The organism is Streptomyces camelliae, from assembly GCF_027625935.1.
GTDB lineage: Bacteria > Actinomycetota > Actinomycetes > Streptomycetales > Streptomycetaceae > Streptomyces > Streptomyces camelliae.
Map to the genome: position 1 here is coordinate 8,705,262 of NZ_CP115300.1, position 22,073 is coordinate 8,727,334.

Genomic DNA, 22,073 nt, shown 5'->3' on the forward strand with positions numbered 1-22,073 from the left:
GAGAGAAGGGGGAGCGCCGGTGGCGCTACTGCTTGACGCTTCCGGCGGCCAGGCCGCTCTGCCAGTAGCGCTGGAGCAGCAGGAAGGCCACGACGAGCGGGACGATCGAGGACGGGTGGGTGAGGGTTCTGGGCATGGGGAACTCCCGCCGCTGGGCGTAGGAACGGCACGCCTGGCGAGGGCGTGTCGGGTGGGTGCCGTGTGCCGTACAGAGGAGGCGACGAGCGCCGGCCGGCCCGTGGGGCAATGGGTCAGTCGGTGGTCTGTGGCCGGTGCTGTGGTGGGGGTGCGGTGGAGGCGCGGAGGACGAGTTCGACCGGTGGGTCGTTCGCCGGGGGCAGCTCCGTGTCCGGTTTCTCGATCGCGTGGACCAGTAGCCGGAGCCCTTCCCGTGCCACGGCGTCGAACGGTTGGCGCACGGTGGTCAGCGGGGGCGTCACATAGGCGGAGACGGGGGTGTCGTCGAAGCCGATGACGCTGACGTCCTCGGGCACGCGCAGTCCGGCCTCCGTCAGCGCGCGGATCAGACCGATGGCCATGTCGTCGTTGGCCGCGAACACCGCGGTCAGGTCACGGTCGGAGGCGAGCTCGTGGCCCGCCGCGTAGCCGGACGCGGCCGACCAGTCACCCTCGATGACGGGCGGCTGGTCCCTGCCCCGCTCGGCCAGCGCCGCGCGCCAGCCGGCGAGCCGGTCCCGGGCGGCGAACCACCGCTGGGGACCGGCAAGATGATGGACCACCCGGTGCCCGAGGCCGAGGAGATGCCGGGTGGCTTCCCGGGCCGGCAGTTCGGCCCCGACTCCCGCGGACACCGTGCGAGGACCGGCGAACGGGGCGGGAGAGCCGAGGACGAGCACGGGTACGTCGACACTGAGCGAGACCGCGCCCTCGTCGATCGGCTCGGACACGACGATGCCGTCCACGCCCTGTTCCAGGAGGTGTTCCACGGCACCGGCGATGCCGCCCGGGTCGCCTTCCAGGGTGTTGACCACCCGGAGCGCGTACCCCACGTCCCGCGCGGCCCGCTCGATGCCGATCAGCAGTGAGGCGGGCCCGTACAGGGCGGTCCCCAGGGTGACCACGCCGATGGAGTGGGTCCGCCCGGAGGCCAGTGCCCGGGCCGCGCTGTTCAACCGGTAGCCGAGTTCCTCGGCCGCCTCCAGCACACGGCGGCGCACGTCCTCGGAGACGTACCGCTCTCCGTTGAAGACGCGCGACACGGTTTTCTGCGACACACCCGCGTGTCGGGCCACGTCCACACCGCGTGGTGCGGCGGCGCTGCCGCTCCGCACTTCCCCTTGTGCCATGGCCTCTCCCTGGGGCGTCGGTGACCCGCTGCCGGCCGGTACCTGTGGCTGACTGCGCTGTCATGACTGCGCAGTCATGTGTACGCAGTCGAACAAGGGGCGTCAAGACTCTGGGCAACATCCCGTATTCGCGGGCGGCACTTCGCCGACATCGGCGCGGTAGATGATGCGTCAACGACATTTACACTGTGTCCATGGAGGAGAGCGTGCGGTGGTTGACGCCGGAAGAGCAGCATGCGTGGCGGGGTTTCGTACGGTTGCACGAGCGGCTCGGAGGCCGCTTGGCGCGCTTGCTCCAGTCGGAGTCCCAGTTGTCGGCTGCCGACTTCGCGGTGCTGGTCCATCTGACCGACGTGCCGGAGGGGCGGCAGCGCCACCAGGATCTGGCCCGTGCGCTGGAGTGGGAGAAGAGCCGGATGTCGCATCACATCGCGCGCATGGCAGGCCGCGGTCTGGTGGTGCGGGAAGAGTGTCCTGAGGACGGACGCGGGGCGTTCGTCGTGATCACAGAGGGGGGCCGGGCGGCGATCGAGGCCGCTGCTCCGCTTCATGTGGCAGCGGTGCGCTCTCTGTTCCTCGACCATGTGACTCCGGCGGAGCTGCGGACACTGGCCCAGGTTTCCGAGCGAGTGATCACACAGCTGGACGCGGAACCGTCATGACCAGGGGCAGGTGGCCATCCGCCCGCCCTCATGGCAAGGTAGTTGATGTGACAACCAGCATGTGCGAGAGGCGGTCTCGGTGAGCAACGTGGAAATCGACCCTGCGGCCTTGAGGTGCGGATCGCCGACCGACGGCGACCGGCCGGATCGGGAGCCCTCGGTCGATGTGCTGTCCGCGCGCGAGGTGCCCTTGGGCGGTCCGCGTGCGCTGCGCGTGCGGCGGACGCTGCCGCAGCGCTCCCGGACGCTGATCGGAGCCTGGTGCTTCGCGGATCACTACGGCCCCGCCGATGTCGCCGCGACGGGCGGCATGGACGTGCCCCCGCATCCGCACACCGGGCTGCAGACGGTGAGCTGGCTGTTCAGCGGGGAGATCGAGCACCGCGACAGTCTTGGCACCCGCGCCTTGATCCGGCCCGGCGAGATGAACCTCATGACCGGCGGATACGGCATCTGCCGCTCCGAGGTCTCCACCCCGCGCACCACCGTCCTCCACGGCGTCCAACTCTGGGTGGCGCTTCCCGAGGAGCACCGGAACACCGACCGCGACTTCCAGCATCACGTGCCCGAGCCGGTGCGGACCGACGGGGCCGAGATCAGGGTGTTCCTGGGCTCGCTCGCCGGAACCACCTCACCGGTGCGGACCTTCACACCCCTGCTCGGCGCCGAGATCACCCTCGGACCGGGTGCGTCACTCGACCTCGCCGTGGACCCCTCCTTCGAGCACGGTCTCCTCGTGGACAGCGGCGACGTCCGTCTGATCGACACGGTGCTGCGGCCGGCGGAACTCGGCTACGTTCCCTGCGGCACCGGCGTCCTGACAGTGGTGAACGAGTCGGACGCTCCGGCGCGGGCGGTCCTGCTGGGAGGGCCTCCCTTCGAGGAGCAGATCGTCATGTGGTGGAACTTCATCGGGCGCAGCCACGAGGACATCGTGCGGGCCCGGGAGGAGTGGGAGGCCTCCTCCGACCGTTTCGGAGCCGTCGAGGGCTTTCCGGGCGGCCGCCTTCCCGCTCCGCAGCTGCCGAACGCGATCATCACCCCGCGCGGGAACCCCGCGCGCCGCTGACCTGCCGCGCCGGCGGGGGAGGGCCATGTTCTCCTCCGCCGACGCACACGCGATGCTTCAGCACCGGGCCGCCGGGCGGGTGGACCTGATGGACGGGACCGCGGCACCACGGCCCCGTCTCTCCACACCCCGCCAACTCGACCTGGCCCAGGCCGAGTCCCGCCGCCGCGGTTTCAGTCCTGCTGGGCGGTCGCCCGTGCGAGGCTGTCCTCGATCCGTCCCAGGACCTTGAGGGCCTCGGCCCGTTCCTCGGGGGTCAGCTCATCGGCGACGCTGGACTCCAGGTCGAGCCACACGCGTTCCACCTCGCGCCGCAGGGCCATGCTGGCGACCGTGGGTTCGATGATCGTGACCCGCTTGTCGCTGGGGGAGGAGCGGCGGCGGACGAACCCCGCGTTCTCCAGGCGCCGAATGGTACGGGTCATGGTGGCGGCGTCGGAGCCGAGCAGACGGACGAGGTCGGTCTGACGTTGGGGGCCGCGGTCCCACAGCTGCATCATGACCAGTTCCTGGCTGGTGTGCAGGCCGACGCGGCGCAGCAGCTGCCCCGCGAGCATGCGGTGCAGGCGGGCCACGCGGAAGATCGCATGGCTCACGGGGCCGGCCGCGACGGAAGGCGGCAGCGGCATGGGGGCGCCAGCCGATGCCGTGGCGTCCTCTGGGGTCGACCGACAGGTCCCCTCGTCCTCCGGCTGGCACATGTCTTCCTCGCTGAACGGGGTCTGAAGCTGGTTGAGCAAGGAAAGGCTACCGCTCCCTCGGGACTGGAGAGACGTCGGGACGCATTCCGTGTGTACAGGGCAAAACCCGGATGAGGTGACGTGGATCACTGGCGTGACGGGACGTCTGCGTGGTGTTTACTTGTTCGGACAGTAAATGGCGCGATCGGCGCCAGTCCGTCACGGGCCGCCGGAAAGCGGCGGCCTGCTGTGAGACAAGGAATGTGAGCATGTCGACGGCTTTCCAGCCCTACGAGCTCAACGGCAAGCGTCTGGCCAACCGCATCGTGATGGCCCCGATGACCCGCAGCCGTGCGTACGGTCCCGGGCACTCCCCGACCGACCTGGTGGCCACCTACTACGCGCAGCGGGCGGGCGCCGGTCTGATCGTCACGGAAGGCGTCCAGCCCTCGGTGGCCGGCCAGGGCTACCCCGACACCCCGGGTGTCCACTCCGCGGAGCAGGTCGAGGCCTGGCGCAAGGTCACCGACGCCGTACACGCCGAGGGCGGTGTGATCTACCTGCAGCTCATGCACACCGGCCGGGTCGGTCACCCGAGCCTGATGGGTCTTCAGCCGGTCGGCCCGTCCGCGGTCACGGCCAAGGGGCAGGTCTACACGCATGAGGGTCCGCAGGACTTCGTGACGCCGAAGGAGCTCACCGAGGCCGAGATCCTGGAGACGGTCGCCGACTACGCCGCCGCTGCGCGCAACGCGATCGAAGCCGGCTTCGACGGCGTCGAGCTGCACGGCGCCAACGGCTACCTGATCCACCAGTTCCTCGCCCCCAACTCCAACCAGCGCACCGACGGCTGGGGCGGTTCCCCGCAGGCCCGCATCCGCTTCGCCGTCGAGACCGCCAAGGCCGTCGCCGAGGCGATCGGCGCGGACAAGGTTGGCTTCCGCATCTCCCCCGGGAACCCCTACAACGACATCGACGAGTCCGACCGGACCGACGTGGAGGCCACCTACACGGCCCTGGTCGACGCGCTCGCCCCGCTCGGCCTGGCCTACCTCCACCAGATGGAAGCCCCCGAGATCCGCGACCTCACCGTCCGGCTGCGCAAGCAGTGGCCGGGTACCTTCATCCTCAACCCCTTCACCGCCCCCCGCCCCACGGGCCCGGAGGAGCTGCAGCTGATCGAGGACGGTGTCGCCGACCTGATCTCCTACGGCGCCCTGTTCCTGGCCAACCCGGACCTGCCCCGGCGGCTCGCCGCAGGTGGCCCGTTCAACGCGCCGGACCCCGCCACCTTCTTCGGCGGGGACCACCGCGGCTTCACCGATTACCCGACCCACGGCTGATCCTCGGCCGCCAGTCCCTGCGCGAGTGCGCCCGGGCGGTCGTCCGGCCGGGCGCGTGCGTTAGTTGTTCGAACAGGCGGCTTGGCAAACCCGAGGACGGCGTCGGCGCGGCGGCGACCGCCCGCAGGCTGAGAAGCCGGAATCAGGGGCTCTCCTCGGGGCCGGGGGCCTCGGTGATGTCCAGGAAGACATGTTCGGCCTGGGGCCACTTGGTGGTGATCCGGCGCTTGAGCCGCACACAGACCAGCTCGACCTCCTCGCTGTCGAGCCCCGGCACCAGATCGACGCGGGCGGCCACCAGGACCACGTCCATCCCCAGCCGCATCGTCAGCAGCGCGGCGACCCTGTCGATCTCGTCCTGGGACGCGAGGAAGTCCCCGATGCGGTCGCGCAGTTCCGTGTCGACGGCCTCGCCGATCAGCCGGTCCCGCGCCTCCCGGGCCAGCCGGTAGGCCACGCACAGCAGGAGGGCGCCGATCCCTATGGACGCGCCGGCCTCCCAGGCGACCTGCCCGGTCACCAGGTGCAGCCCGAGACCGGCCGCCGCGAGAAGCACACCCGTCACCGCGGTCGCGTCCTCAGCGATCACCGTGCGCAGCGCCGGGTCGGTCGCGCCCTCCCGGTGCCGGCGCGCCTGGTGCACGGCGCGGAGCAGGGAGGCGCCGTCGGCCAGCAGGGCGACCCCGAGCACCGCCAGTCCCGCGAGGTAACCCGTCAGCGATTCCTGCCGGTTGGTACGCAGCGCCTGCGCGCCCTGGTACACCGAGAAGCAGCCGCCCATGACGAAGATCCCCACCGCGGCCAGCAGCGCCCAGAAGTAACGCTCCTTTCCGTAGCCGAACGGATGACGGTCGTCGGCGGGCCGCTTGCTGCGGCGTAGGGCGATGAGAAGGAACACCTCGTTCAGGCTGTCCGCGACCGAGTGCGCCGCCTCCGACAGCAGCGCGGGCGACCCGGCGAAGAGCCCGGCGACCGCCTTGGCCGCGGCGATCACGAGGTTGGCCGCGAGGGCGACGAGGACGGTGACCCGGGTTCGCAGGTCCCGGGCCATGGAGTTCCGGCCGCGCTTCCCGTCGGTGTCCTTCCCCAACACAGCCCTCCAGCCTGCCGTACGGACCCGGCCGTACGACTCGTGCCGCGGACGCGAGGTGACCGGGCGCGGATCTCGGGCCGGCCGCATGCGGCGCGACACCGGCGCGGCCGCCAGGGCCCGACGTCCGCCTCTGCCCGGCGAATGCCCCGGTGAGCGCCGTTCATGCGGGGGCATGGAGCCCACCCCGTCCACAGGTGTGCCGACGGCGCGCACCGAGGGGAGCGAGCCGGGTGCGTGCGCGTGGTGAAGCGGGCGGTGCGGGGTACCCGGCGCGGGAGCGCGGTGACAGGGCCGGGCCCGGGCCTGGAAGGGGGCCGCAATGGTCAGGAAGGTGCGCGAGGTCATGACCGACGCTCCGACAGCCGTGGACGCCCGGGCATCGGTGACAGCCGTGGCCCAGGTGATGCGCAACCGGGGGATCGACCTCGTCATGGTGGTGGCCGACGGACATCTGATCGGGCTGGTCAGCGGCCGCGATCTGCTGGTCGGTGCCGTCGCGGACGGGGCCGACCCGCGGCGGGTGCCCGTGGCCCGGTCGGTGCCCGGGGAACTGGTCACGGTGACGGTGGACGAGGACATCGCTCACGCCGCCATGAGGATGCGCGAGCGGTCGGCCCGGTACGCCGCGGTGACCGTCGACGGTGAACCCGTGGGTCTCGTCTGCGCCGACGACCCGGCCCTCGGGGCGACCTGGGCCCCCACCGTGGCACCGACGCCGGAACTGCACGGCAGAGTCGTACCCGGCGCGTGACCGCGACACGGCGCAGAACCGCATGACACGGACAGCGAACACCGGAGAGGAGAGTCGACCGATCATGCGTATCGCGTTTCTGACAGCGCCCGAAGGCGTCGAGCAGGTGGAGCTCACCGAACCCTGGCAGGCGGCCCTCGCGGCCGGTCACGAGCCGGTGCTGGTGTCGACGCGTGCCGGTCAGATACAGGCCTTCCACCACCTCGACAGGGCGGACACGTTCACGGTGGACGAGGTCGTCGGTGACGCGTCGGCCGAGTCCTTCGACGGCCTGGTGCTGCCGGGCGGGGTCGCCAATCCGGACTTCCTGCGGATGAACGACAAGGCCGTCGCGTTCGTGAAGGACTTCTTCGAGCAGGGCCGCCCGGTCGCCGCGATCTGTCATGCGCCCTGGACCCTGGTCGAGGCGGACGTGGTGCGGGGGCGTGAACTGACGTCGTGGCCGAGTCTGCGGACCGACATCCGCAACGCGGGCGGCACCTGGGTCGACGAGCAGGTCAAGATCTGCGACCACGGGAGCAACAAGCTGGTCACCAGCCGCAAGCCGGACGACCTGAAGGCGTTCTGCGAGAGCTATCTGGACGTGTTCGAGGACGAGGCGGCGGGACGCTGACCGCGACCCGCCGAGTTCATCTCACGTTCTGTACGACGGAGGGAGGGCGGTAAAGGCCGCTCTCCCCGTTTCTCCGGAATGCGAGGGAGGAAGCATGACCCAGCATGTTCGCGACATCATGACGAAGGACCTCGTCACGGTGGCTCCGCTGACATCGGTGGTCGACGTCGCCCAGCTGATGCGCCGTGAGGACATCGGCGATGTGCTCGTGGTCGAGGACGGTCATCTGCGCGGCATGGTGACCGACCGGGATCTCGTCGTCCGCGTCATGGCAGAAGGCGGCAACCCCGGCGACCGGACCGTGGCGAGCGCGTGCAGCGAAGACCTGCTCACGGTCGGCCCCGGCGACACCGTCGGCGACGTCATCGGGCTCATGCGGGAGCACGCGGTGCGCCGGGTGCCCGTGGTCGAGGGCGACCGCCCCGTCGGAATCGTCTCCCTGGGAGACCTGGCCATCGAGCGGGATCCCGGCTCCGCGCTCGGGGACATCAGCGCGGCCCGGCCCGACGGGTGAAGCGGAAAGCCCACCGGGGTGAGCCCATGCAGCGAATGACCGGGGAGGCGGCAGGCCGGCCGATGGTCGCGTGGCGGAAGGCCGGACAGGGGCCGTCGGTGGTGTGCGTGCACGGCGCGGGGGTGTCCAGCCGCGAGCTGCGTCCCCTCCTGGAGGCGCTCGGTCCCCGTCATGACGCCTGGTCCGTGGACCTCCCCGGATTCGGCGCCAACGCGGGGCCCGCGCGTCCGCTCGGACTGCGGGCGCTCGCCGACTCGCTGGCCGACTGGCTGACGGCCGTGGGCCTGGACCAGCTGACGGCCGTGGGCCTGGACCAGGCGGTCCTGCTCGGCAGCTCCTTCGGCTGCCAGATCGCCGTCGATCTCGCCGTCCGCCGCCCGGAGCGAGTCACCGCCCTGGTCCTGGTCGGACCGACCGTCGACCCCGCGGCCCGTGGCTTCCTCCGCCAGCTGCTGCGCTGGGCGCACAACGCGCCCCAGGAACGGGCCTCGATGGCGCCGCTCAACCTCGCCGACTACCGGGATGCGGGACCGCGCCGCCTGGTCGAGGCGTTCGCCGAGGCACTGCGCGACCGGATCGAGGACAAGCTGCCGTACGTGCCCGTGCCCACCCTGGTGGTCCGCGGCGCCCGGGACCGGCTGGTTCCTCAGGAGTGGGCCGAGGAGGTCACCCGGCTGCTGCCGGCGGGACGGCTGGCCGTCGTGGCGGAGAGCGGCCACATGGTGCCGTACCGGCAGCCGCACGCGCTGGCCGCACTGGTGACGGACTTCCTCACCTGCCTCACCGGGGATCAGGCAACGGCCGCCGGCCGGCCGCAGGCACAGGGGCCGGCGCGGTGAAGGCGGCCAGATCCGTCGCGGCGTTCGACTCGGCGACCGGCATGGTGCGGGCGCTGTCCCGGTTCCTGCAGGGGCGGGACATCCCGGCCATCGGTCAGCTGCCCGCGGCCTTCGAGACGCCGATGTCCGGGCTGCTCGGCACCCTGAACCGGCTGCCGGTCCCGGTCCAGGAACGTGTCTACGCGTTCAGCGGCTGGGCCGAGGCCATACCGCAGCGCCGGGCCGGCGAGGTGCGCTCCGCGGCCCTCGCCGAGTGGATCACGGGTCACTATCCGCAGCGCCGCTACCCGGTGATCTTCGTCGGCTCCGCCAACGGCGCCCTGGTCCATCTGGCCGCGGCACTCGACGCCCCGTGGCTGCCGCAGACCCTGCTCGTGCCCGTACGCCGGCACGGTGTGGCCCCCGACGACGCGCGCGGCGACCTGGACGCCTCCCGCGACGCGGGCCGGGCCCTGCTCGCGGCCAACCCCGACCTCGCGCTGCATCACATGCACGATCCCAACCAGGACCGTCTCATGATCGCCGGCATGACCTACTTCCGCGTCAAGTGGCTGCGTCTGCCGGAGGCATACCGCCGCTTCATCCGGGACCTGCTGGCGCCGGGCGGACTGCTCGTCGCCGTCGACTGCACCCTGCGCTGGCCCACCACGACCGTCGACGACCGGTACGTCTTCCAGTTCGGCGCCCTCGGCGACGCCACCGCCGAGGAGTACCACCAGGGCGGCCCGCGGGTCGCCGCCCTGCTCGCCCGCTACGGTGCCCCCACGCGCCACTGGGACCCGCCGGCGCCCGACGGCACCGGCCCCGAAGCCGAGTGGGGGCTGCGCACCGATCTCCTCGACGACATGGCGGCCTTCGCCCGGCGACACCGACTCCGCCTGGACGCACTGCGTTTCGACAGCCCCCAGCGGCTCAGCCCCGCCGTCGCCGATCTGTGCCGTGCGGCGTACGCCGAGCGCGGTGTGCCCACCGACCGCCTCCTGGTCGAGTCGTTCCTGCTCCTCGACCCGCGGCAGGCGCTGCGCACGGGCTCGGTGCCGTTCTGGACCGTGTTCGGCACCGAGACGTGCCGTGCCGGCCTGGAGAAGTACCTCGACGGCACCGAACCGTACGACGAGATCCGCGTCCTGCTCTTCAACCACGGCACCGAGTCCATCGGCCTGGCTCCGGCGGAGGAATGGCGGCGCACGGCCGCCCGGGCCCGCAAGATCGGCGTCCTGACCGGCGTCGACGCCGCCGAGTACCCCAGGGACTTCGCCGGCCTGGTCCGTTCGCACCAGGCCCTCGGCAGAATCCGCACCCGGTGGCCGCTGCCGCTCCCGCTGAACGTCGACGCGGCCGTGGAGGCCTTCACCGGACGTGAGGAGATCACCTGGAGCCGGGTGGAGTGATCCGCGCCGAAGCCTCCCGCAGCACCTCGGTGCGTACTTTCCGGCAGGACCGGCTGATCAGGCGTGACACCTGCATCTGCGAGATACCGAACTGCTCGGCGATGCGGCTCTGCGTCATGTCCTGGAAGAACCTCAGGTAAAGAATGGCGCGTTCGCGTTCGGGGAGCGCCGCGAGATGGGGTTTGACGGCCTCGCGGTCCACGACGGTCTCCAGGGCGGGGTCGGCCGCGCCCAGGGAGTCCGCGAGGAGGCGGCCGTCCGCGGCGCCGCGAACCCCGGCGTCCAGGGACAACGGGCTGAAGCTGCCCAGCGCCTGGAGCCCGGTCCGGACCTCCTCCTCGCTCAGCCGGGCGTGATCGGCGATCTCGGCGACGCCGGGCAAGCGGTCCGACACGCCCCCCGCCAGGTCCTGGCAGGCGAACCGCACGCGATTGCGCAGTTCCTGGACCCGGCGCGGCACATGCACGGTCCACAGGTGGTCACGGAAATGCCGCTTGATCTCGCCGGTGACCGTGGGCACGGCGTAACTCTCGAAGGCGTGGCCGCGATCGGGGTCGTAGCGGTCGACCGCCCGGACCAGGCCGAGCGCGGCGACCTGACGCAGGTCCTCGTCGCTCTCTCCGCGCCGCCGGAACCGTCCCGCCAGCCGTTCCGCCATCGGCAGCCACGCCTCGACGATGTCCGTGCGCAACTGGTCGTGCTGCCGCCCCGCGGGGAGCGCGGCCAGCCTGCGGAAGGCTTCCTCCGTATCCGGGGCGTCGTCGTGCGGATGGCGTCGTGCTGTCACGTGAGCGCACATGATGTCTCGCAGTCCTGTGTGACGTGAGCGGGTATCGCAGGAGTGCGGACGTGGTCCGGGCAGCCCCGTCCCGGCGACGCGTGCCACGCTCCCACGGACGTGCTTTCCGTTCCGCTGCCCGGGACCGGCCGCCGCAAACCGCCCCCGCGCGATGCCCGGCGGTCCGCACAGCGGGCCGTCGTCGGGGCGCGTGCACCCGCCGCGTGGGGGTACCCGGCTGCGCGTGAGGGCTCACGCACGAGGCGGACACGAGGAGGAACGGCCATGGGCACCGAGCCCGCCGACCCGGCCGAGAGGCATGACGCGACACCCTTCCTCCCGGGACGGCGCGCGGGACTGCCCGGGCTGCGCAAGGCGGCCGCGGGATGCCGGGGCTGCCCGCTGTACCGGGAGGCCACCCAGACCGTGTTCGGCGAAGGCGACACGGACGCACGCGTCCTGCTCCTCGGCGAGCAGCCCGGGGACCAGGAGGACCGGCAGGGCAGACCGTTCGTCGGCCCCGCGGGCAGGGTGCTCAGACGCGCGCTCGCGGACGCGGGCATCGACCCGCAGCACGTGTACGTGACCAACGCGGTCAAGCACTTCAAGTTCACCGTCCCCGAGGGCCGTAAACGCCGTATCCACAAGGCTCCGACCCTGCGCGAGATGACGGCCTGCCGGCCCTGGCTCGGAGCGGAGCTGCGGGTCGTGGCACCGGAGGTGGTCGTCGCCCTCGGCGGGACGGCGGGCAAGGCCCTGCTCGGCTCGGGCTTCCGGGTGACCGAGCAGCGGGGCGCCCTGCTGCCCTGGCCCGGGCTCGGCGTGGACGGCGACGGCGGCGGTACGGGCGCGGCGGAGGAGGGGATCAGCGCCCTGGTGGCGACGATCCACCCGTCCGCCGTGCTGCGCGCCGACGACGCCGACCGGGCGAAGGTCTACGACGGCCTCGTCGCCGACCTGCGCCTCGTGGCCGACGTCCTGGCCGACGGCGACGGGCACACGCGGAAAGCCGAGAGCCGCTGACCTTCGCGCACCGCCCCTGACGCGCTTCGGAGGCAGTCATGCCGGAGTTGCCCGACGTGGAGGGCTACCGCGAGGTGCTGAACACCTGTGGCCGCGGGCGGCGCGTCCGCCGTGTCGACGTACGGGACACGGGCGTGCTGCGCGGGGTCGGCGCGCGACACCTGCGACGGGAGGTGGAGGGACAGCGGCTGGGCCGCCCATGGCGGCACGGCAAGCTGCTGGTGGTCCCGTTCGGCGACGGCCCGGCCCTCGTCTGGCACTTCGGCATGACCGGTGAGCTGGTGTGCACCGGCGCGGACGACCCGCTTCAGACCCACGACCGGGTCGTCCTGGCCCTCGACGACGAACGGCAGCTGCGCTACCGCGACCAGCGCAAACTCCAGGGCGTCCGGCTCTGCCCGGACCAGCGGGCGCTGGAGCGGCTGCTGGCACGGCTGGGCCCCGACGCCCTGGAGATGGACCGCCCCGACTTCCTGGAGCTGCTCGCCGGGCGGCGGGGCGCCGTCAAGAGCGTGCTGATGGACCAGTCCCTCATCGCCGGTCTGGGTAATCTGCTCAGCGACGAGATCCTCTGGCGGGCCCGCGTGGCTCCCCGGCGCCCGGCGCGGGACCTGGACGAATCCGAGGCGCGTCACGTGTTCACGGCGATGCGCCGCGTGCTCGCCACCGCCAACCGGGCCGGACGCGTACCGCCGCGCCGTACCTGGCTCACCGGCCGTCGCGACGACGCCGAACCGGCCTGCCCCCGCTGCGGCGAACGACTGCGGTCCCGCCGCGTCTCCGGCCGCCGCACCGTCTGGTGCGCGCACTGCCAGCACTGACCGCCGTACGGCACTAGCCGGACGGCTCGTCGGGTACGGGCTGGTCCGGATGCACGCCGGCCTGCCGCGGGGCGCCGCGCGGCCCCGCACCGGCTTCGTCCACATCGGGTACGTCGCCTGTACCGTGCCCCTCGTCCGAGCGCGGCTCCCAGCGGTCGTCCCCGTTTCCCGCCTGCTGGTCGGGGGGATCCCTCGGCACGGGCCGCGGGGCGTTCGGCTGCGGGTCCGGCTTCTTCATGACGGTCTCCTGCCGCATCAGCGAATGATCACAGGGCTCCTGGCGGAAACCCCGCAGAGGTGTCACGAAGCCGTGGCGCGGCCCCGTGCACCGGCGTGCGAGAGCGCTTCGAGCAGTTCCTCGCGCTTCATCGCGGATCGGCCCTGGACGCCGGCCTCGGCCGCCAGGTCGTAGAGCTGCGACTTGGTGAGCGAGTCGAGCGAGGCCTCCGTCCGCGCACGGGACCGCTGGCCGGCGGCCGACCGCTCGGCCGTGCCGCCCTTCCCCCGGGACGTGCCGCCTTCTTCGACTTCGCGCGGTCCACGCTGGCCCGCAACGCGTCCATGAGGTCGATGACGTTCGTGGCCTCGGCCGGCTGCTCGGCCTTCTCGACGCTCTCGCCCTTCTTCTTGGCCTCCACCAGATCCTGCACCTTCTCGTGATAGATGTCGTGGAAGTCCTCCGGGTCCCACTCCATGCTCAAGGCGTCGATCAGCTGCTCCGCCGTCTTCAGCTCGCGGTCGGCCACCCGGACCCGGCCGGGCAGATCGTCGATCTCGGCGCGCGGATCCCTGATCTCGTCCGCCCAGTGCAACGTGTGCAGGGTCAGGATCCCGGACTCGGCCTTCACCGCGACCAGATACTCCCGGTTGCGCATCACGAAGGTGGCGATCCCCGCTTTTCCCGCACGCTCCAGGGCCTTCTCCAGCACGGCGTACACCTTCTCGTACTGCTCCCCTTTGGGCCCCAGGTAGTACGTCCGGTCGAAGAAGACGGGCTCGACGTCCGCGAGGTCCACGAACCCGGTGATCTCCAGCTCCCGGGAGCGGCCGGGGGCGATGTCCTCCAGTTCCCGGGGTTCGAGGATCACGTAGGCGTCTCCCGCGTCGAGCCCCTTGACGATCTCGTCCGGCGGCACTTCCTCGCCGGTGCGCTCGTTCACGCGCTTGTTGCGCACCCGGTCCGAGGTGCCGCGCTGCAGCTGACGGAACCGGATGGTGTGGCTGTCCGTAGCCGTGAACAACTGGACCGGCAACGACACCAGACCGAAGGTCAGGGCACCGTTCCACACCGCACGTGCCATGCCGGACACCTCCAAGCTCGCCGCGGGACCCGGGTACCCAGCGCGGGCCGACCCATGACGGGCTTCTCAGCGGCAGAGCTGGGTGCGCCGTACACACTCCGTGACGACCTCGCGCAGGCTGCCCGTGCGCTCCTTGAGCAGCCGCTGTTCACGCGCGCCGTTCCCTCTGCCGAGCAGCCCGGCCACGGCCGCTTCGACGCAGTCCGTGTCTCCGCTGTCCGTCAGCGCGTCCCCGACGTGCTCCAGCAACGACCGCACCACGTCCGCGGCGGGCCGGGGCCGCATGGTCACCGGGTCGAGCAGATCCTCCTCCAGGCCCGCCCGGGCGGCCTGCCAGGCGGCCAGCCTCAGCAGGCAGACGTCGTGGTCGAGCGGTGGCCGGCCCGCCCGCCAGTCACGTGCCGCCGTCTCCACCAGGGCACGGGCCAGCGCGGCGACGAGCACGGCGGTGTCCGCGCGCAGGCACACATCCGCCACCCGGATCTCCACCGTCGGGTAACGCGCGGACAGGCGTGCGTCGAAGTACGCCATCGCCTCGTCGAGGATCACCCCGGTGGCCAGCATCTCCGCCACCCGCCGGTGATACCGCTCGGCGGACCCGAACAGCTCCGTCGGTCCCGCCGACGGCCAGCGCCACCACACCAGGGTGCGGTAGGCGGCGTAGCCGGTGTCCCGGCCCTGGCAGTACGGCGAGTTGGCGCTGAGCGCGGCCAGGACGGCGAGCCATGGCCGCACCTGGTCGATCACGGCCACGCCCTCCGTGGCGGACTCCACCGACACATGCACATGGCAGCCGCACACCAGCTGTTCCTGGGCGGTGATCCCGTACCGCTCGGCCATCCACTGATAGCGCTCGTTCACGCAGAGCGACGGGTTGATCGGCAGCGGGGACATGGCCAGCGCGGCGACCGCGCACCCGACCTCGCCGGCGTGCCGGGCCGCCTCCCGGCGGCAGCGCATGATCTCGGCGCCGAGGGCGCCCATCCGCGACTGCGGGTGGGTGGCGTATTCCAGCATCTGCCCGAACAGTTCCTTCTCGAACACGCTCTGCCCCGGATCGTCCTGTGCCGCATGGGCCAGGACGGCGGCCGACATGGCCCTCGGCTCCCCGGTGCCCGGGTCGACCAGAAGGAGTTCCTCCTCCACTCCTACGGTGCGCACGGCTCACGCCACCACGAGATCGCGCGTCAAGGCACGGCCACCGCACCGGTGACCGGCGGGGCGTGTCCCGCCCCGCAGGCGCCCACGTCTGCCGGCGCGGAGTCCCGTGCCGTCCGCACGGCGCCGGGCAGCCGCTCGGGCAGGGTGATGCGGACCGGGTGACCTTTGTGCCGGTAACTCATCGTAATCACGTCCCAGAACTGTGTCTCCGCCCCGGGCGGCTGCGGCCCGCGCTCCGTACGGCCAGGAGCAACGCTTCGAGTACCCACAGAATGCGCCTCCGCGCACCCTTCGCGGTAGGACGCGCCGCGGACCAGGGCAGATACGGCGGACACCAGGGGGCGGCCGACCGGTTCACCGGCTTCCGGTGGGGAATTCGCCGGGAAGGAGTCCGAGGGCCGCCCTGGTCTGCCGGGTGCGTTCGTCGGCGAGTACCTCCGTACGGTCCGCTTCGACAGCGTCGAACGTCTGCCGGGCGATCGCCTCCGGGGTGTTCTTGGGGCCGGTGACATGGGCGGCCATGTCCGTGTCGATGTAACCGCAGTGCACGCCGACGACGAGGACGCCGGTGTCGTGGAGTTCGCCGCGGATCCCGTTGGTCAGGGCCCACGCGGCGGCCTTGGAGGCGCTGTAGGAGCCCATCGCCGGGTTGGTGAACCAGCTCGCGATGGACAGCACGTTGACGATGGCGCCGGGCGCGTTGCCGATGAGCAGCGGTGCGAAGGCGCGGCACAGGGCGAGCGTGCCGAAGTAGTTGACCTCCATCTCCGTGCGAGCGGCGGCCGTGTCGGGTGCGGCCAGCAGGGCGCTGTCGGTCAGCACTCCGGCGTTGTTGATCAGCAGGGTCACATCGGAACACGTCCGGGCCGCGGCGGCCACCTGGACGGGATCGGTGACGTCGAGGCGGACCGGGGTCACACCGGGCTCCACGACCGTCCGCGGGTCCCGGGCGCCGCCGTAGACCCGCCGGGCGCCGCGCTCCAGGAGCATCCGCGCCATGACCTGGCCGAGCCCGCGGTTGGCACCGGTGACGAGCGCCGTCACACCCTGGATCTTCATGACTGCTCCCCGGTCGCGGTCCACTTGAGATAGGCGGCTGTCTCCTGGAACCCCAGATCGCGATAGAAGCCGGCCGCCCTGCGGGTCGGCACGGTCACCTCGACGTCGTTCGCCTCCCCGGCCCTGGTCTGCGCGGCCCGGATCAGCGCGGAACCCGTACCACGGCCGCGCACGGGCGTGTCCACGGTGAGTTCCAGCAGTTCGAGGACCGTTCCGCCGGCGAAGAGGGTGGGCATGCGCACCGCGAGCAGGTAGCCGACCACGCGAGCGTCCTGCTCGGCGACGAGGAACTCGGCCCTCCCGGCTGCGGCGGCCTCGATGATCTGCGGAAAGGTGACGGCGTCGAAGACGGCTCGCTCGGGCTGATAGCTCGTCACGAATCCGCTCAGCAGACGGTAGATGTCATCGCCGTCCGAGGCGGCGGCGTCGCGGACGATCACGACGGTCCGCCCGCTGGGAGACCGGCGACCATGAAGACGAGGTTCACCCGGCCGAGACTACCGTGCACGGAACGGAAAGAGATTCTGCGTCTCTTACGCATGTACAGATCCGCCGAGCAGGCCCGGGATCGCCGTACGGGCCGGGAAAGTGACACGGGTGCTCACCATGGTGAACGACGACGCCTCCACCGCTCTCGCGGACTTCGATCCCCCTGCCGTCCTGGAACAGATCGACGCCGCGACGGAGCACCTCCTGCAGACGGCAGCCCGGTTCACCGACGCCGACGTACGCGCGCCGTCGCTGCTGCCGAACTGGTCGCGTGGGCACGTCCTGACCCATCTGGCCCGCAATGCCGACGGCGGGCGTCGGCTGCTCAGCTGGGCCCGGACCGGCGTGGAGACGGCGGAGTATCCGAGCCTGGCGGCCAGGGAGGAGGAGATCGAGAGGGGGGCGGGGCGCAGCGCCGCCGCGCTGGTGGCGGACCTGCGGGACAGCGCTGCCCGGTTCGCGGCGGAGTACCGGCGGATGACGTCCGTGGCCTGGAGCCGCACGGTCCGCTGGACCCGGGGCCAGGAGCGTCCCGCGGCCCGCGCCGCCGACTCCAGGCTCAGCGAGGTGCTGGTGCACCATGCGGACCTGGACGCCGGATACACCGCCGCGCAGTGGCCGGCCGTCTTCGTCCACGACATGCTCGGCCGGGTGGTCACGGCATTCGGCGTCCGTGACAACACCCCCGCCATGCGGCTGCACGCCACCGACACCGACACCTGGTACGGCATCGGCGGCGCGCAGCCCGCACCGGTGATCCACGGCACGGAAAGCTCGCTGCTGAGCTGGCTGATGGGACGTTCCCCGGGCACCGACCTGACCGCGCAGGACCGCACCTCACTGCCCGAGCCCCCGTTCCTCTACTGATCACCTGTAAAACGGCCCCGCGCGAAGGGAAGCTGACGGCTCGGGGCTTCCGAACTGCACGGCGCCGACAGCCACGACGGCACCCCGGTCCTGTGCCGCTTCATCTGGTCCCGGATCACGCCGGCCGCGGCCCGCTGGGAGCAGGCGTTCTCGACCGACGGCGGGCAGAGCTGGGAGACCAACTGGACCATGGACTTCCGTCGGGCAGCGTAGGCCTCCGCATGACCAGGACGCCGGCCGGCGGCGACACTGACCGTCCGGCACGGGCCGCACTGTACCTCGGCGCGGTCCTCGGCACCGGTGTGACCGCCCTGCCCGCGCCGCCCGAGCTGCCGGCCTGGCCCGGACCGGTCCCGCTGTCGGCGCCGCTCGCGGCCACGTTCACCGCGCTGGGCGCCTGGTACCCGGAAGGTGGGGGTGGCCGGCTGGTGTTTCTGCTTCGCCGTTCCCGCCGGTGCCCCGGCGGCACTGCTGCTGATCGTCGTCGTGGTGGCCAAGAGCTTCGGGTGAGCGTCTCGCGCCGGCTGCAACTCGCCCTCGCCGTACTGCTGGTCGCCCTCTTGCCGGCCACCGTGCTCGCCGCGCTGCCCCGTACCCGCCTGCGGAACCCGCATCCGTTCGCGCCGCGCGGCTGGTCCGCGATCGGTTCGGCCGGCGCCGCTGCCGATGTGGAGAGAGGGCGCCGTCGGCTGAGGCCAGGCGCTGCTCGGGCAGCCCGCCGACATCCGATCACCGAGCACCGTTTCGACGTCGTGCAGTCCGACGTGGCCAAGTGCGGCGGCTTCACCGAGGCCCGGGCGGCCACCCTGCGGCTGCTGTCGGCCGTACCGGAATGGGTACGGGCGCACCGGCTGGACGACCACAGCGTCCACGTCCGCTAGACGTCCGTCTCCGCCTGCGCCCGGAGCTTCTCCGCCCGCTCCCGCGGGTCGTACGCCGGTCCGACGCCCTCGATCAGGAGTACGTCCCCCTCGATGTGGTCCGTCCGCAGCCTGAGGATCCGCTGGTACTCGGGGGAGGCGTACCACGCGCGGGCCCTGGCCAGGTCCGGGAACTCGATCAGCACCATGCTGCCCGGCCAGTTTCCCTCCACCACCTCGGTCGGCGGGCCGTGGATGACGAAGCGTCCCTGGAAGGGATCGAGGGTGGCCTGGATCCGCTCCAGGTACTCCAGGATCTCGGGGTGCTGACGACGGCTGCGCAGATGCGCGAAACCATAAGCAGGCACGGTGACTTCCTTCACTGGATCGTCCGCCTTCCCGGTGGGGAGGCCGATCCGAACGTAGCCATGGACGTCCATCCACTGCCATTCCCTCCGAGGTAATGGCCTCGCGGCGTCACGATGCGCGGCCGGTGCGGCTACGGTGTGCCGGCGGGCCGAGTTCGCCCCCTACCCATCGAACGCCCAGCGCAGGAGGCAGCGTTGACCGGTATCGTTCCCGAGACCATCCGCAGGGGACGGCTGGAGCTGCTGCCCTTGTCCGTCCGGCACGCCGAAGAGATGGCCGCGGCACTGTCCGACCCCGCCCTGCATACGTTCATCGGAGGGGCCCCGGACACCGCGCAAACGCTCCGTACCCGCTACGAACGCCTGGTCGCGGGCTCACCCGATCCCGCCGTCACCTGGTGCAACTGGGTCATACGGCTCCGCGACGCGGCGTGCCTGACCGGCACGGTCCAGGCGACGGTCACCGTGGGTGCCCATGGACGGGTGGCGGAGATCGCCTGGGTCGTGGGAACTCCCTGGCAGCGGCGGGGATTTGCCACCGAAGCGGCCGGGGCCCTGGTCACATGGCTGGCAGAGCGAGGCGTGCGAACGGTCGTCGCCCACATCCACCCCGATCACCAGGCGTCCGCCGCTGTCGCCACCGCCGTCGGCCTCGCCCCCACCGGTCAATGGCACGACGGAGAGAGAAGGTGGCTGCTGAACGTCCACTGAGACTCGCGCCTTTGGATCCGCCGGAGCAGGTCGCGCCACCGAGGCAACTGGTGCCTGCGCCGGACCGGTTCCCGCGGAGGGACCCGACCCTCGTGAGGCCCAGATCACCCGGCTCAAGGCGGAGAACACCAAGCCCAGGGGACGGTTGACCCGATCGGAGCAGGCGGTCATCGAGCTCACGGACTTCCGCACCCAGGCCCCGGCCCGGCTCGCCGCACAGCACGAGGAGATCGTCCGGCTCCGCGAGGCCGCCGCCGGAACAAGCCGAGTCAGCCGCCTCCCGGCACCACGAACCACAGCGATCGGGACCTGCAGTTGAGGCGGGCGCGTGCAGTGGTCCCGTCAGCCGTTGTTACGGAAGACGAGCAGATAGCGCCAGAAGAGGAGCCTGCGGATGCTGCATCCAGGCAGCAGGACCGCGGCCTCCCGGCGGATCTGGAGCAGGGGCATGGCCGGCTGTCTCACCGGCGCTTTCACCTGCTCTCGACCGGTCGCAGCGGCGGTGGGGCGAAGCCTGTCCTTCACAGCGACGGTCAGCCTGGCGACAGCGTTGACGGGAACGGCCGCCAGACTCCAAGCCCAGTCGAGCCGGGTCTTCTCCGGATAGCAGCCCAAGATCACGAGGACGCCGCCGGGCGCGAGTGCGTCACGCAGTGCAGCGACGGTGTCGAACGGCATGTGATGGATGCTGGCGAGGCACGAGATGAAGTCGTAGTGATCCTCGGGCAGTTCGACTTCGGTGACGTTCGCGTGCCGGAAGCGTGGGCTCCGGTCGCCCGCTAGCCGCCCCGACAAAGCGCGGGCCTCGGCGATGGCCTCCTCCGACGGGTCGATCGCATCGACCTCTATGCCCAGGTGAGCGAGTCGACGAGCGAACCGGCCGGTTCCGCAGCCGACGTCCAGGGCCGCACCGCAATTCCGCGGCATGTGGCGCAACAGCAGACGGTGATAGTGGTCGTTGTGATCAAAGGGCATGGTCTGACCCTGCCACAGCGCACGCGCAGGGCCCGGCGGTTCCACCACCAAGACGCAGGCAGTGAACTGCGTCACGCCGGCGGGGTTGGACTACAACACGCACGCGCCGTTGTGGAGGTGCAGCGGTTGCTCGGGCACGTATGGACGACCACCACGGTCGACAACCTGGCGACGGCTCAGGCCGATCCAGAGCAGGCGGACCGATGGCGGCAGTCGGCGGCCCGGGCCGGGCAACGGCTGGTCACGGATAGGCGGAGTCTACGGTGAAGTGGAATCTGCGTTGGCACGGCCGCCAGTCGAATTTGCGTTGGCACAGCCGCCAAGCGCGACATCCTGCGGCCGGTTGATCTGCAGGCGGCCTTCGCGACCGTGGGCTTCACTCCGTCACTGAGCAAGGTCGCCGCGCTGTGGGGCGGCACCCCGGTGACGGTGCGGTTGGACGACCTGGACAAGATCTGCGCGGCGCCGCAGTGCACGGCAGGCGACCTGTTGGAGGCCGAGCTCGACGCCGAACACCTGGCCGTAGAAGGCAGTGGCGGCGGACACGTCGCTGGTGTGCAGTTCGTTCCAGGGCAGCGCGCCAGGCTCGCTGACGACCTGTGCGCCGAAGAACTCGCCGGGCTGCCGGACACCGAACACCGCGCCCTGCGGGTCGGCGGCGATCAGCATCCGGCCGAGCGTGCCGACGTCCATCAGCGGAGCGAGCAGGGTGCCGCCGTGGCGGTGATCGCGTCCTGGGTGGCCTGGGCGTCGGTGGTGGACAGGTAGCTGGTCCAGACGGTCGGCGGCTCCGGCGCTCCCTCGGGTGCCATCGTCGGGCCGATGCCGGCCACGGGCTTGCCACGGAGCTCACAGACCGCGTACCCGCCGAACTCGGGCGGGCCCGGCCGGCGCTGCCAGCCCAGCAGAGCGCGGTAGAAGTCCGGCGCGGCGGGCTGGTCCTTCGCCATCAGATCGACCCAGCACGGGGTACCGGTCGCGTACGCGGTGGTGACTTCGGGCATCTCTCGCTCTTTCTGGTCAGGTCCCCCATCAGTCACCCTCGTGCCGCGGGCTGGAATCCGCCACCCGGCGGCCGGATCGGCCTACGCCTCGAACGAGGGGACGCGGGCGGCGAGTTCCGCGGCGAAGTGCCGGGCCTGTGCTCCCCAGTCGTGGTCGATCGCACCGAAGTGCTGGAGGACGTCGAGCAGCTCGTGTGCCTCCGAGAGGGTGAGCAGGGGCAGGCGCGGCTCGCGTGGTTCGTGCAGACCGAATGCGGGATCGAGGATTTCGTCCATACCGGGCGCAACGGACATCGATCGCGAGGGTTACGGGTGCTGGTCAGGCAGGGGAGGGGTCTTTGCCGAACGAATGCCCTCCACGACGTCCGTCGGCCGAGCGGCAGCATGGCTCCGG

26 protein-coding genes and 2 pseudogenes are annotated in these 22,073 nt (G+C 71.5%); 14 read left to right on the top strand and 14 right to left on the bottom strand.

The window, feature by feature from the left end:
* Positions 1-251: 251 nt before the first annotated feature.
* Positions 252-1,307 carry a LacI family DNA-binding transcriptional regulator gene (locus O1G22_RS39985; protein ID WP_270085794.1) on the bottom strand — a complete coding sequence of 352 codons (1,056 nt, stop codon included), beginning with the start codon at positions 1,305-1,307 and terminating at the stop codon, positions 252-254.
* 194 nt (positions 1,308-1,501) lie between these two features.
* Between O1G22_RS39985 and O1G22_RS39990 the strand changes: the two genes are divergently transcribed.
* Together O1G22_RS39990 and O1G22_RS39995 are read left to right on the top strand one after the other, a co-directional pair.
* Positions 1,502-1,969 carry a MarR family winged helix-turn-helix transcriptional regulator gene (locus O1G22_RS39990; RefSeq protein WP_270085795.1) on the top strand — a complete coding sequence of 156 codons (468 nt, stop codon included), beginning with the start codon at positions 1,502-1,504 and terminating at the stop codon, positions 1,967-1,969.
* Positions 1,970-2,048: 79 nt separating this feature from the next.
* Positions 2,049-3,038: a pirin family protein gene (locus O1G22_RS39995; RefSeq protein ID WP_270085796.1), complete on the top strand. Its 990-nt coding sequence runs from the start codon at positions 2,049-2,051 to the stop codon at positions 3,036-3,038.
* 173 nt (positions 3,039-3,211) lie between these two features.
* Here O1G22_RS39995 and O1G22_RS40000 read toward each other — a convergent pair whose 3' ends face one another.
* Positions 3,212-3,667: a MarR family winged helix-turn-helix transcriptional regulator gene (locus O1G22_RS40000; protein WP_270085797.1), complete on the bottom strand. Its 456-nt coding sequence runs from the start codon at positions 3,665-3,667 to the stop codon at positions 3,212-3,214.
* Positions 3,668-3,987: 320 nt separating this feature from the next.
* On the opposite strand from O1G22_RS40000, the gene O1G22_RS40005 reads away from it, so the two are divergent.
* Complete coding sequence (locus O1G22_RS40005; RefSeq protein WP_270085798.1) at positions 3,988-5,061, top strand: alkene reductase; 1,074 nt, start codon at positions 3,988-3,990, stop codon at positions 5,059-5,061.
* A gap of 142 nt (positions 5,062-5,203) precedes the next feature.
* On the opposite strand, the gene O1G22_RS40010 is transcribed toward O1G22_RS40005, so the two are convergent.
* Positions 5,204-6,112 (bottom strand): cation diffusion facilitator family transporter, encoded by a 909-nt coding sequence (locus tag O1G22_RS40010; RefSeq protein ID WP_270086663.1) that lies wholly within the window; start codon positions 6,110-6,112, stop codon positions 5,204-5,206.
* A 385-nt stretch (positions 6,113-6,497) separates the two neighbouring features.
* Between O1G22_RS40010 and O1G22_RS40015 the strand changes: the two genes are divergently transcribed.
* The 5 genes from O1G22_RS40015 to O1G22_RS40035 all read left to right on the top strand — a co-directional run bounded on the left by O1G22_RS40015 (position 6,498) and on the right by O1G22_RS40035 (position 10,262).
* Positions 6,498-6,905: a CBS domain-containing protein gene (locus tag O1G22_RS40015; RefSeq protein WP_270085799.1), complete on the top strand. Its 408-nt coding sequence runs from the start codon at positions 6,498-6,500 to the stop codon at positions 6,903-6,905.
* A gap of 64 nt (positions 6,906-6,969) precedes the next feature.
* On the top strand, positions 6,970-7,518 hold the full coding sequence (locus tag O1G22_RS40020; protein WP_270085800.1) for a type 1 glutamine amidotransferase domain-containing protein: 549 nt from the start codon (positions 6,970-6,972) through the stop codon (positions 7,516-7,518).
* A 94-nt stretch (positions 7,519-7,612) separates the two neighbouring features.
* Entirely contained in the window at positions 7,613-8,032 is a 420-nt protein-coding gene (locus O1G22_RS40025) for a CBS domain-containing protein (RefSeq protein ID WP_270085801.1), read from the top strand.
* A gap of 26 nt (positions 8,033-8,058) precedes the next feature.
* Positions 8,059-8,871: an alpha/beta fold hydrolase gene (locus tag O1G22_RS40030; protein WP_270085802.1), complete on the top strand. Its 813-nt coding sequence runs from the start codon at positions 8,059-8,061 to the stop codon at positions 8,869-8,871.
* Positions 8,868-10,262 carry a hypothetical protein gene (locus O1G22_RS40035; RefSeq protein WP_270085803.1) on the top strand — a complete coding sequence of 465 codons (1,395 nt, stop codon included), beginning with the start codon at positions 8,868-8,870 and terminating at the stop codon, positions 10,260-10,262. Before O1G22_RS40030 ends, O1G22_RS40035 begins: the two co-directional genes overlap by 4 nt.
* Here the strand turns inward: O1G22_RS40035 and O1G22_RS40040 are convergent.
* On the bottom strand, positions 10,240-11,061 hold the full coding sequence (locus tag O1G22_RS40040; RefSeq protein ID WP_270085804.1) for a SigB/SigF/SigG family RNA polymerase sigma factor: 822 nt from the start codon (positions 11,059-11,061) through the stop codon (positions 10,240-10,242). The two genes, O1G22_RS40035 and O1G22_RS40040, sit on opposite strands and share 23 nt — an antisense overlap.
* Positions 11,062-11,325: 264 nt before the next feature.
* Here O1G22_RS40040 and O1G22_RS40045 point away from each other — a divergent pair, with 264 nt between their 5' ends.
* Both O1G22_RS40045 and O1G22_RS40050 read left to right on the top strand, forming a co-directional pair.
* A complete protein-coding gene (locus O1G22_RS40045) occupies positions 11,326-12,063 on the top strand; it encodes a UdgX family uracil-DNA binding protein (RefSeq protein WP_270085805.1) in 738 nt (245 codons plus the stop codon).
* Between the two features lie 38 nt (positions 12,064-12,101).
* Positions 12,102-12,884, top strand: a complete 783-nt coding sequence (locus O1G22_RS40050; protein WP_270085806.1) for an Fpg/Nei family DNA glycosylase — start codon at positions 12,102-12,104, stop codon at positions 12,882-12,884.
* A 13-nt stretch (positions 12,885-12,897) separates the two neighbouring features.
* Here O1G22_RS40050 and O1G22_RS40055 read toward each other — a convergent pair whose 3' ends face one another.
* The 6 genes from O1G22_RS40055 to O1G22_RS40080 form a co-directional block, all read right to left on the bottom strand.
* Positions 12,898-13,140 carry a hypothetical protein gene (locus tag O1G22_RS40055; protein WP_225094619.1) on the bottom strand — a complete coding sequence of 81 codons (243 nt, stop codon included), beginning with the start codon at positions 13,138-13,140 and terminating at the stop codon, positions 12,898-12,900.
* Between the two features lie 109 nt (positions 13,141-13,249).
* On the bottom strand, positions 13,250-14,185 hold the full coding sequence (gene ku / locus O1G22_RS40060; protein WP_270085807.1) for a non-homologous end joining protein Ku: 936 nt from the start codon (positions 14,183-14,185) through the stop codon (positions 13,250-13,252).
* A 66-nt stretch (positions 14,186-14,251) separates the two neighbouring features.
* Entirely contained in the window at positions 14,252-15,346 is a 1,095-nt protein-coding gene (locus O1G22_RS40065; protein WP_270085808.1) for a glutamate--cysteine ligase, read from the bottom strand.
* Between the two features lie 26 nt (positions 15,347-15,372).
* The gene (locus O1G22_RS40070; RefSeq protein WP_270085809.1) at positions 15,373-15,537 is read right to left on the bottom strand and encodes a hypothetical protein; all 165 of its coding nucleotides are present in this window, start codon (positions 15,535-15,537) and stop codon (positions 15,373-15,375) included.
* A gap of 163 nt (positions 15,538-15,700) precedes the next feature.
* Entirely contained in the window at positions 15,701-16,405 is a 705-nt protein-coding gene (locus O1G22_RS40075; protein ID WP_270085810.1) for an SDR family oxidoreductase, read from the bottom strand.
* Positions 16,402-16,845, bottom strand: coding sequence for a GNAT family N-acetyltransferase (locus O1G22_RS40080; RefSeq protein ID WP_225094604.1), 444 nt, complete (start codon positions 16,843-16,845; stop codon positions 16,402-16,404). The genes O1G22_RS40075 and O1G22_RS40080 overlap by 4 nt, the downstream gene beginning before the upstream one ends.
* A 166-nt stretch (positions 16,846-17,011) precedes the next feature.
* Between O1G22_RS40080 and O1G22_RS40085 the strand changes: the two genes are divergently transcribed.
* Both O1G22_RS40085 and O1G22_RS40090 read left to right on the top strand, forming a co-directional pair.
* Positions 17,012-17,761: a maleylpyruvate isomerase family mycothiol-dependent enzyme gene (locus tag O1G22_RS40085; protein ID WP_270085811.1), complete on the top strand. Its 750-nt coding sequence runs from the start codon at positions 17,012-17,014 to the stop codon at positions 17,759-17,761.
* Positions 17,762-17,982: 221 nt separating this feature from the next.
* Positions 17,983-18,642 (top strand): hypothetical protein, encoded by a 660-nt coding sequence (locus O1G22_RS40090; RefSeq protein WP_270085812.1) that lies wholly within the window; start codon positions 17,983-17,985, stop codon positions 18,640-18,642.
* Here the strand turns inward: O1G22_RS40090 and O1G22_RS40095 are convergent.
* A complete protein-coding gene (locus O1G22_RS40095; RefSeq protein WP_270085813.1) occupies positions 18,639-18,989 on the bottom strand; it encodes a DUF1330 domain-containing protein in 351 nt (116 codons plus the stop codon). The genes O1G22_RS40090 and O1G22_RS40095 overlap by 4 nt on opposite strands.
* A 195-nt stretch (positions 18,990-19,184) precedes the next feature.
* On the opposite strand from O1G22_RS40095, the gene O1G22_RS40100 reads away from it, so the two are divergent.
* Positions 19,185-19,700 carry a GNAT family N-acetyltransferase gene (locus O1G22_RS40100; RefSeq protein ID WP_270085814.1) on the top strand — a complete coding sequence of 172 codons (516 nt, stop codon included), beginning with the start codon at positions 19,185-19,187 and terminating at the stop codon, positions 19,698-19,700.
* Between the two features lie 342 nt (positions 19,701-20,042).
* On the opposite strand, the gene O1G22_RS40105 is transcribed toward O1G22_RS40100, so the two are convergent.
* Positions 20,043-20,675, bottom strand: coding sequence for a class I SAM-dependent methyltransferase (locus O1G22_RS40105; RefSeq protein ID WP_333492491.1), 633 nt, complete (start codon positions 20,673-20,675; stop codon positions 20,043-20,045).
* Between the two features lie 275 nt (positions 20,676-20,950).
* On the opposite strand from O1G22_RS40105, the pseudogene O1G22_RS40110 reads away from it, so the two are divergent.
* Positions 20,951-21,176 (top strand): annotated as a pseudogene (locus O1G22_RS40110) (helix-turn-helix domain-containing protein); the annotation flags it as partial.
* On the opposite strand, the pseudogene O1G22_RS40115 reads toward O1G22_RS40110, so the two are convergent.
* Together O1G22_RS40115 and O1G22_RS40120 are read right to left on the bottom strand one after the other, a co-directional pair.
* A pseudogene (locus O1G22_RS40115) lies at positions 21,177-21,679 on the bottom strand (VOC family protein); the annotation flags it as partial.
* A gap of 81 nt (positions 21,680-21,760) precedes the next feature.
* Positions 21,761-21,973, bottom strand: coding sequence for a hypothetical protein (locus O1G22_RS40120; protein ID WP_270085815.1), 213 nt, complete (start codon positions 21,971-21,973; stop codon positions 21,761-21,763).
* Positions 21,974-22,073 lie beyond the last annotated feature (100 nt).

Excerpts from the sequence above, each read along its gene's own strand:
- O1G22_RS39985 (WP_270085794.1), bottom strand. The coding sequence starts at position 1,307 with ATGGCACAAGGGGAAGTGCGGAGCGGCAGCGCCGCCGCACCACGCGGT.
- O1G22_RS39990 (WP_270085795.1), top strand. The coding sequence starts at position 1,502 with ATGGAGGAGAGCGTGCGGTGGTTGACGCCGGAAGAGCAGCATGCGTGG.
- O1G22_RS40000 (WP_270085797.1), bottom strand. The coding sequence starts at position 3,667 with ATGCCGCTGCCGCCTTCCGTCGCGGCCGGCCCCGTGAGCCATGCGATC.
- O1G22_RS40005 (WP_270085798.1), top strand. The coding sequence starts at position 3,988 with ATGTCGACGGCTTTCCAGCCCTACGAGCTCAACGGCAAGCGTCTGGCC.
- O1G22_RS40010 (WP_270086663.1), bottom strand. The coding sequence starts at position 6,112 with ATGGCCCGGGACCTGCGAACCCGGGTCACCGTCCTCGTCGCCCTCGCG.
- O1G22_RS40015 (WP_270085799.1), top strand. The coding sequence starts at position 6,498 with ATGACCGACGCTCCGACAGCCGTGGACGCCCGGGCATCGGTGACAGCC.
- O1G22_RS40020 (WP_270085800.1), top strand. The coding sequence starts at position 6,970 with ATGCGTATCGCGTTTCTGACAGCGCCCGAAGGCGTCGAGCAGGTGGAG.
- O1G22_RS40025 (WP_270085801.1), top strand. The coding sequence starts at position 7,613 with ATGACCCAGCATGTTCGCGACATCATGACGAAGGACCTCGTCACGGTG.
- O1G22_RS40030 (WP_270085802.1), top strand. The coding sequence starts at position 8,059 with ATGCAGCGAATGACCGGGGAGGCGGCAGGCCGGCCGATGGTCGCGTGG.
- O1G22_RS40040 (WP_270085804.1), bottom strand. The coding sequence starts at position 11,061 with ATGTGCGCTCACGTGACAGCACGACGCCATCCGCACGACGACGCCCCG.
- O1G22_RS40045 (WP_270085805.1), top strand. The coding sequence starts at position 11,326 with ATGGGCACCGAGCCCGCCGACCCGGCCGAGAGGCATGACGCGACACCC.
- O1G22_RS40050 (WP_270085806.1), top strand. The coding sequence starts at position 12,102 with ATGCCGGAGTTGCCCGACGTGGAGGGCTACCGCGAGGTGCTGAACACC.
- O1G22_RS40055 (WP_225094619.1), bottom strand. The coding sequence starts at position 13,140 with ATGCGGCAGGAGACCGTCATGAAGAAGCCGGACCCGCAGCCGAACGCC.
- ku (WP_270085807.1), bottom strand. The coding sequence starts at position 14,185 with ATGGCACGTGCGGTGTGGAACGGTGCCCTGACCTTCGGTCTGGTGTCG.
- O1G22_RS40075 (WP_270085810.1), bottom strand. The coding sequence starts at position 16,405 with ATGAAGATCCAGGGTGTGACGGCGCTCGTCACCGGTGCCAACCGCGGG.
- O1G22_RS40085 (WP_270085811.1), top strand. The coding sequence starts at position 17,012 with ATGGTGAACGACGACGCCTCCACCGCTCTCGCGGACTTCGATCCCCCT.
- O1G22_RS40090 (WP_270085812.1), top strand. The coding sequence starts at position 17,983 with ATGACCAGGACGCCGGCCGGCGGCGACACTGACCGTCCGGCACGGGCC.
- O1G22_RS40105 (WP_333492491.1), bottom strand. The coding sequence starts at position 20,675 with ATGCCCTTTGATCACAACGACCACTATCACCGTCTGCTGTTGCGCCAC.
- O1G22_RS40120 (WP_270085815.1), bottom strand. The coding sequence starts at position 21,973 with ATGTCCGTTGCGCCCGGTATGGACGAAATCCTCGATCCCGCATTCGGT.